This is a genomic window from Actinosynnema sp. (assembly GCF_052038725.1).
In genome coordinates this window covers 1-7,495 of the sequence record NZ_JBQGCX010000220.1, presented here as the reverse complement: position 1 = coordinate 7,495, position 7,495 = coordinate 1, and the positions used below count along the sequence as shown (strand labels likewise).

The 7,495-nt window shown below is 71.7% G+C and carries 7 protein-coding genes; 3 read left to right on the top strand and 4 right to left on the bottom strand.

Annotated features, from left to right (window positions below; genetic code table 11):
- The coding region (locus ACTUAL_RS04300; RefSeq protein ID WP_440899345.1) for a flavin-containing monooxygenase at nucleotides 1–757 on the bottom strand (757 nt) is incomplete at its 3' end.
- Nucleotides 758–948: 191 nt separating this feature from the next.
- Between ACTUAL_RS04300 and ACTUAL_RS04295 the strand changes: the two genes are divergently transcribed.
- Both ACTUAL_RS04295 and ACTUAL_RS04290 read left to right on the top strand, forming a co-directional pair.
- Nucleotides 949–2,070 (top strand): tryptophan dimethylallyltransferase family protein, encoded by a 1,122-nt coding sequence (locus ACTUAL_RS04295; protein ID WP_440899344.1) that lies wholly within the window; start codon nucleotides 949–951, stop codon nucleotides 2,068–2,070.
- A gap of 57 nt (nucleotides 2,071–2,127) precedes the next feature.
- Nucleotides 2,128–2,712 (top strand): GrpB family protein, encoded by a 585-nt coding sequence (locus ACTUAL_RS04290; RefSeq protein WP_440899343.1) that lies wholly within the window; start codon nucleotides 2,128–2,130, stop codon nucleotides 2,710–2,712.
- A gap of 21 nt (nucleotides 2,713–2,733) precedes the next feature.
- On the opposite strand, the gene ACTUAL_RS04285 is transcribed toward ACTUAL_RS04290, so the two are convergent.
- From ACTUAL_RS04285 to eat, 3 genes are all read right to left on the bottom strand, one after another.
- Nucleotides 2,734–3,594, bottom strand: a complete 861-nt coding sequence (locus ACTUAL_RS04285; protein ID WP_440899342.1) for a 3-hydroxybutyryl-CoA dehydrogenase — start codon at nucleotides 3,592–3,594, stop codon at nucleotides 2,734–2,736.
- Nucleotides 3,595–3,725: 131 nt separating this feature from the next.
- Nucleotides 3,726–4,379, bottom strand: coding sequence for a CAP domain-containing protein (locus tag ACTUAL_RS04280; RefSeq protein ID WP_440899341.1), 654 nt, complete (start codon nucleotides 4,377–4,379; stop codon nucleotides 3,726–3,728).
- Nucleotides 4,380–4,477: 98 nt separating this feature from the next.
- On the bottom strand, nucleotides 4,478–5,893 hold the full coding sequence (eat, locus tag ACTUAL_RS04275; protein ID WP_440899340.1) for an ethanolamine permease: 1,416 nt from the start codon (nucleotides 5,891–5,893) through the stop codon (nucleotides 4,478–4,480).
- 121 nt (nucleotides 5,894–6,014) lie between these two features.
- Here eat and ACTUAL_RS04270 point away from each other — a divergent pair, with 121 nt between their 5' ends.
- Entirely contained in the window at nucleotides 6,015–7,364 is a 1,350-nt protein-coding gene (locus ACTUAL_RS04270; protein WP_096492622.1) for a glutamine synthetase family protein, read from the top strand.
- Nucleotides 7,365–7,495: the final 131 nt, after the last annotated feature.

Here is a 7,495-nt window from a genome sequence, read left to right as displayed (position 1 = left end):
CGTAATCGGTCAGGTCGCCCCGGATGACGCGCAGCGAGAGCTCGATGAGCCTGCGCTGCTCCTCGAACGACATGCGCGCCCACCAGGGGGACGACGCGATTTCGTCGATGGCGGTGCCGAACATCGTCTTGGGCACCACGTGAACGCCCCGGCGCTGCACGACGAAAGTTTTCGCGCACACCCTTGACAATTCGACGGCGAGGTCTGCCGCGGTGTTGCCGAAACCGATGACGGCGACCCGCTTGCCCGCGTGCCCGTCGGGGGTCGAGTAGTCGGCGGAGTGGATGGCGCGACCGGTGAAGGTGTCCGCGCCGGGAATGCTCGGGGTGCGTGGGCTCCAGTGGTGGCCGGACGCCACGACGACGTGACGGAAGTGGCGGACCTCGCTCGCGCCAGTGCTGTTGCATGTTGCAACCGCCCAGGTACCATCCGGTGACCGGGTGACCCCGAGGACGTCCGAGCCGAACTCCACGTGCTCGGTCACGCCCTTGTGCTCGGCGTAACGTCGCAGGTAGGAGGCCATCTGCTGGTGACTGGGGTAGCGCGGGTAGGAGTCGGGGACCGGGAAGTCGGAGTACCCGGTGAGGCCCTTCGAGGTGTTCAGGTGCAGCGAGCCGTACGCCGGCCCGCGATCACCCGGACCCCGGTGGCGCCACAGCCCGCCGACGTCGTCGGAGCGCTCGAGCACCGTCGTCGGGATTCCTCGGGAGCGCAGCGTTCCGGCGACGGCCAACCCCGAGATTCCCGCGCCGATCACGCACGTGTGATCGTCGCTGGGCCGGTCGGGGTATTGACTTGCTGAATTTCCGGTCACAAGTGATGCCACTCTTTCGGCCTAATTCGGTCACGCGCTGTGCGCTCCCGCGCGGTCCGCGCGGGCGATCGCTCCGCGATCCTCCATTGCGCACCAGTTGATCACACGGTAAACCTTGCGCCCGGAGGTGCCTAGTGTCCACTCGCCCTGCTGTGGTTCACGCCTCACGTCGTACGGCCTTGTACGAGGTGGCGGGAACCGCATATCGTGACTTCGCGGCCCAGCAGTGGGTGGCCGCCTGCGCTGCGCTGGATTTTCCGTTCAGCGAGTTGTACCGGACCCTCCACGAGCTCGATTCGGTGCTCGGGCAATGGGCCGACGCGCCCATCGGTGAAGCCCCCCGATATCCGTCGTTCGTTTCCCGCGACGGTTTTCCCCTGGAGTTCTCGGTGAGCTGGCGCGGCGGCGTCGGCGAGGTCAGGGTGCTCTTCGAGTCCCTCGGGGCCGAGCCCACCGCCAAGGGGGCCCAGGAGGCCGGACGCGCCCTCACCAGGGCGCTGGGCGCGCTGCCGGGCGTCTCCCTCGACCGCTACCTGCGGGTGGAGGACCTGTACGTCGCCGACGACCCGGTCCCGTACCGGCCCGCCGTCTGGCACTCCCTGGCACACCGCAGGGGCGAGGCGAGCCGCTACAAGGTCTACCTGAACCCGCAGACCAGGGGCGTGGACCGGGCGCACGCGGTGATGCGCGAGACCATGCGCAGACTCGGCCTGGAGCGGGCCTGGGACCACGTCGAGCGCGCGGGCCTCGACCCCGGCCGGGACGTGCTGGAGTTCGTCGCGCTCGACCTGGACGAGCGGGCGGAGGCCAGGGTCAAGGTCTACTACCGCCACCTCGGCGAGGTCGACCTCGACCGCGTCGCCTCGCTCGCCCGCAGGCACGACCCGGCGCTCGCCGCCCCGGTCTACCGGGCCGTGTACGGCGACGAGGCCCCGGTCAACGAGCCCATGACCTGCCTGGCGTTCCGCGAGGGCCTGGACACCCCCGACGAGGCCAACCTGTACCTGCGCCTGCCCAGCGTGGTCGCCTCGGACGCGGAGGCCGCCGACCGGGTCGCCGCCGCGATGCGCCTGTGCGGCCTGGACCCCCGGCCCCACCACGACGTGGCGTCCGCGCTCGCGCCGCTGCCGCTGGACTCGGTGGTCGGGCTGCACGAGCTGCTCAGCTTCCGCACCTCCTCGGGCGCGCGTCCGGACCTGGGCGTGTACTTCCGGTTCGGCGTCTACGACTCGTCCGTGGACGGCACCCACGCCTGACCCGGACCCCGCACCCGCGCGGGGAGCGCAGGGGGCCGGTCGCGCTACGGTCGGCGCATGGCCACCGCCGAGGAGATCACCCGCCACCACCAGCCCGGCCCGGAGAACCCGTGGGTCCAGGGCGCGCCGCAACCGGAGGCGGTCGTCATCGCCCCCTACGACCCGGCCTGGCCCGCCCGGTACGCCGAGCTGGCGCGGGACGTCCGCGCCGCCCTCGGCGACGTCGCGCTGGACGTGGAGCACGTCGGCTCCACCTCGGTGCCCGGCCTGGCGGCCAAGGACGTCGTCGACCTCGACGTCACCGTCGCCGACCCGACCGACGAAACCGCCTACGCGCCCGCGCTGGAGGCCCTCGGCTACGTGCTGACCGTGCGGGAGCCCTCGTTCCACGAGCACCGCTGCTTCCGGCTCCTCGAGCCGAGGGCGAACCTGCACGTCTTCGGCCCCGACTGCCCCGAGGTGATCAGGCACCGGATGTTCCGCGACTGGCTGATCGCCCACCCGGACGAGAGGGAGCGCTACGCCGAGGCCAAGCGCGCCGCGGTCCCCGGCGGCGGCACGGTCATGGACTACAACCGGCGCAAGGAGGACGTGCTGCGCGGGATCTACGCCCGCATGTTCGCGGCGGCCGGCCTGCTCTGACCGGCCGCCGGGGGCGGGCGCTCAGCGGTAGTCGTGGAACCCGCGCCCGCTCTTCTTGCCGAGCAGCCCCGCGTCGACCATGCGCAGCAGCAGCGGGGGAGCGGCGTGCAGCGGCTCCTTGTGCTCCTCGTACAGCGAGTCCGCGATCGCCTTGACCGTGTCCAGCCCGATCAGGTCGGCCAGCCGCAGCGGGCCCATCGGGTGCGCGCAGCCCAGCACCATGCCGCTGTCCACGTCCTCGGCCGTGGCGAACCCGGACTCGACCATCCGGATCGCGGACAGCAGGTAGGGCACCAGCAGCGCGTTCACCACGAACCCGGCCCGGTCGGTCGCCCGGATCACCTGCTTGCCCAGCACGTCGGTGGCGAACGCCTCGGCGCGGGCCAGCACGTCCGCGCCGGTCAGCATCGACGGCACCAGCTCCACCAGCTTGAGCACCGGCACGGGGTTGAAGAAGTGGACGCCGACGACCTGCTCGGGCCGCCTCGTCGCCCGCCCGAGCCGGGTGATCGGGATGGAGGAGGGGTTGGACGCCAGGATCGCGTCGGGCCGCTCGACCACCTCGTCCAGCTCTGCGAACACCCGCGCCTTGACCGACTCCTGCTCGGACACCGCCTCCACGACCTGGTCCCGTTCCGCGTGGTCGCCGACCTCGGTGCTGAACCGCAGCCTGCCCAGCGCCGCGTCCCGCTCCCCGGCGTCGAGCTTCCCGCGCGCCACGGCCCGCTCCAACGACCCGGCCACCCGCTCGCGGGCCGCGTCCGCCGCCTGCCCGGAGACCTCGCGGACGACCACGTCGACCCCGGCCCTCGCGCACACCTCGGCGATGCCCGCGCCCATCAACCCGCCACCGACCACGCCCACGCGCTGAATGTCGCTCACGACCCGATCCTGCCGGCACCGCCGCCCGCCCACCGGCTCCCGGCAGCGGTCCGCCCCGCCGGTTCGCCGGCGGGGCGGGGTCCCGTGCTCAAGTCCGGCGGCCGGTCAGCCGCTCAGCCCGGACCGGCCGCTCACTCCGGCTCCGGGTCCGCTCCCAGGTCGTCGCGGGGCGCGGTGGGTTTCACCGAGGCCCCCGTCGCCGGTTTGGTCGTCGCGGCCGGTTTGGTCGCGGCCGTGGCGGGTTTGGTCGTGGTGGTCGGTTTCGCGGTGGTCGTGGTCGGCTTCGCCGTCCCGGCCTGCACGCCGTGCAGCGTCCCGAAGTTCTGCGTCCAGTACAGCCGGTTCTTCTTGTCCGGCGCGTACGCGACGCCGAGGTCCAGGTAGGCGCAGTTCATGATGTTCGCCTTGTGCACCGGGCTGTTCATCCAGGCCTTCACCACCTCGGCGGGCGTCTTCTGGCCGAACGCGACGTTCTCCCCGATGGTCTGCCAGTCGTACCCGGCCCGGTCGATCCGCTGGGAGGGGTTGCTCCCGTCCTTGCCGGTGTGGCTGAGCGTGTCCGTCTTGGCCATCTCGTCGTTGTGGCCCTTGGCCGCGGCGGCGAGCTTGTCGTTCCAGGCCAGCGCTGGGCAACCGCCCGCCACCCGCTCCTGGTTCGTCAGCTGCCGCACCTGCTCCTCGTAGCTGGGGGCGGTGGTGGCGGGCGCGGCCACCGCGAATCCCGCCGCGGCGAACAGCGCCGCGATGGCCGCCCCTGCTGCGAGCGTCCTGTGCGTCAATGCCATGCCTCCTCCTCGTGCAGTTCCCGACACCCAGGGGTTCCCGGAAGCAGGTTGAACGGCGACCTCACGATGTGATGATTCTTCGCGACTCTCCGTGCGAGTCAGCCCAGTTCTTGCTCCGCCCGTGCTATCGCGTCGAACTCCTCCTCGGGGGCGGCGGCTACCAGGTGATGCCTGCTGTAGAACCAGAAGTAGGCCAGGGCGATCACCACGATCCCCGCGGTGATCCCGGCCGCGAAGCGGTCCACGAAGAACGTCGCGACCACCGCCGCGACCGCCAGCACGAGCGCGACGCCGGTGGTCACCGCGCCGCCGGGCGTCCGGTAGGGACGGTCCAGGTCGGGCTCGCGCACCCGCAGCACGATGTGCGAGACCATCATCAGCACGTACGACAGCGCCGCGCCGAACACCGCGATGTTGATCAGCAGCGCGCCGTCCCGCGTGACCGACGCCAGCGTGAACCCGATCGCGCCGGGCACGATCAGCGCCAGGTAGGGCGTCTTGCGCCGCCCGGTCCGCGACAGCCAGCGCGGCAGGTAGCCCGCCCGCGAGAGCGCGAACAGCTGCCGCGAGTAGGCGAAGATGATCGAGAAGAAGCTCGCCACCAGCCCGGCCAGCCCCACGTAGTTGACCACCCGCGCCAGCCAGGTGTCCCCGCCGTACGCCGCGCGCACCGCGTCCGGCAGCGGGTTGTCCGACGCGCGCAGCGCCTCCGCCCCCGCGCCGCCCGGCGCCAGCACCAGGATCGCCGCCGCGAACACCAGCAGCACCGCCATCGCCGCCATGATCCCGCGCGGCATGTCCCGCTTCGGGTCCCGCGCCTCCTCGGCCGCCAGCGGCACGCCCTCCACCGCCAGGAAGAACCAGATCCCGTACACCAGCGCGCCCAGCACCCCGGCGAACCCGAACGGCAGGAACCCGTCGCCCTCGACGACGTCGAACAGCTTCGCCGCCTCGAACCTCGGGACCATCCCGACCACGAACGCCACCAGCGCCACCACCGCGACCCCGGTGATGACCAGCATCAGCCGCAGCGCCTCGCCGACCCCGTGCAGGTGCACGCCCACGAACACCAGGAAGCACACCAGGTACACCGGCCACGAGCTGGTCAGCCCGAACAGCCCCAGCGTCTCCACGTACCCGCCGATGAACACCGCGATCGCGGCGGGCGCGATCGCGTACTCGATCAGGATCGCGATCCCGGTCGCGAACCCGCCCAGCGGCCCCAGCGCGCGCCGCGCGAACCCGTACCCGGCGCCCGCCACCGGCAGCGCCGCCGCCAGCTCCGCGAGCCCGAGCGCCATGCAGGTGTACATCGTGGCCATCAGGGCCGTGGCGATCACCAGCCCGCCCCAGCCGCCCTGCGCCAGGCCGAAGTTCCACCCGGCGAAGTCACCCGAGATCACGAAGGACACGCCCAGCCCCGCCAGCAGCACCCAGCCCGCGGCGCCCCGCTTGAGCTGCCGCTGCTCCAGGTAGTCCCCGCCCACGTCCTCGTACTCGACACGCTTGGCCATCTGCGCTCCCCAATGGGCTAGCAGTGATCCTTTTAATGGGGGATCAACGGTGGCGTGGCTCACTCGATGGTGTCAAGATGGGCCGCCAATGGCTCGCTGACATACCTTTGGAGGGATGCGGATGCTCACCGTCGAGGAGTTGCGCGAGCTGGTCGCCACCGGCGAGGTCGACACCGTCCTCGTGGCGGTAGTGGACATGCAGGGCCGCCTCCAGGGCAAGCGCTGCACCGCCCGCTACTTCGTGGACGAAGTGCTGGAGCACTCCGCCGAGGGCTGCGACTACCTGCTGGCGGTGGACGTCGAGATGAACACCGTGCCCGGCTACGCCTCGTCCTCCTGGGACAGCGGCTACGGCGACCTCGTCATGCGCCCCGACCTCGCGACGCTGCGCCGCGTCCCCTGGCACCCGGCCACCGCGCTCGTGCTGTGCGACGTCGAGACCACCGGCGGCGACCCGGTCCCGGTGTCCCCGCGCCAGGTGCTGCGCCGCCAGCTCGACCGCCTCGCCGAGCGCGGGCTGCGCGCCTTCGCGGGCACCGAGCTGGAGTTCATCGTCTTCAACGACACCTACGAGCAGGCCTGGTCCAGCGGCTACCGCGACCTCACCCCGGCGAACCAGTACAACGTCGACTACTCGCTGCTGGGCACCGGCCGGATCGAGCCGCTGCTGCGCGACATCCGCAACCACATGGCGGGCGCGGGGCTGCGCGTCGAGGGCGCCAAGGGCGAGTGCAACCCCGGCCAGCACGAGATCACCTTCCGGTACGACGAGGCGCTGCTGACCTGCGACAACCACAGCGTCTACAAGACCGGCGCCAAGGAGATCGCGGCGCAGCACGGCAAGTCGCTCACCTTCATGGCCAAGTACAACGAGCGCGAGGGCAACTCCTGCCACGTGCACCTGTCCCTGCGGACCGAGGACGGCTCACCCGCGTTCGCCGACGACTCCGCCGAGCACGGCATGTCCGCCGTGATGCGGCACTTCCTCGCCGGGCAGCTCGCGTGCCTGCGCGAGTTCACCTGCTTCCTCGCCCCGAACGTCAACTCCTACAAGCGCTACGCACAGGGCAGCTTCGCGCCGACCTCGGTCGCCTGGGGCCGGGACAACCGCACGTGCGCACTGCGCGTGGTCGGCCACGGCGCGGGCCTGCGGTTCGAGAACCGGGTCCCCGGCGGCGACGTCAACCCGTACCTGGCGCTCGCCGCGCTGATCGCCGCGGGCCTGCACGGGCTGGAGAACGAGCTGGAGCTGGGCGAGGAGTTCACCGGCAACGCCTACGCCGCCGACCTGCCGACCGTGCCCACCACCCTGCACGAGTCGGCCGCGCTGCTCGACGGCAGCGCCGCGGCCCGCGCCGCGTTCGGCGACGAGGTGGTCGACCACTACCTCAACGCCGCCCGCGTGGAGCTGGCCGCGTACAACTCGACGATCACCGACTGGGAGCGAGCGCGTGGCTTCGAGAGGCTCTAGGCCGCTCATCGGCATCTCCACCTACCTCGAACGCGCGGCGTTCGGCGTCTGGGACGTCCCGGCCGCCGTGCTGCACCGCGAGTACCTTGACCAGGTGTGGCGCGCGGGCGGCAACCCCGTGCTGCTGCCCC

What these genes read in the sequence shown, in the direction of transcription:
- eat (WP_440899340.1), bottom strand. Translation starts at nt 5,893, where the DNA reads ATGGCCAAGCGTGTCGAGTACGAGGACGTGGGCGGGGACTACCTGGAG.
- ACTUAL_RS04270 (WP_096492622.1), top strand. Translation starts at nt 6,015, where the DNA reads ATGCTCACCGTCGAGGAGTTGCGCGAGCTGGTCGCCACCGGCGAGGTC.
- ACTUAL_RS04290 (WP_440899343.1), top strand. Translation starts at nt 2,128, where the DNA reads ATGGCCACCGCCGAGGAGATCACCCGCCACCACCAGCCCGGCCCGGAG.
- ACTUAL_RS04280 (WP_440899341.1), bottom strand. Translation starts at nt 4,379, where the DNA reads ATGGCATTGACGCACAGGACGCTCGCAGCAGGGGCGGCCATCGCGGCG.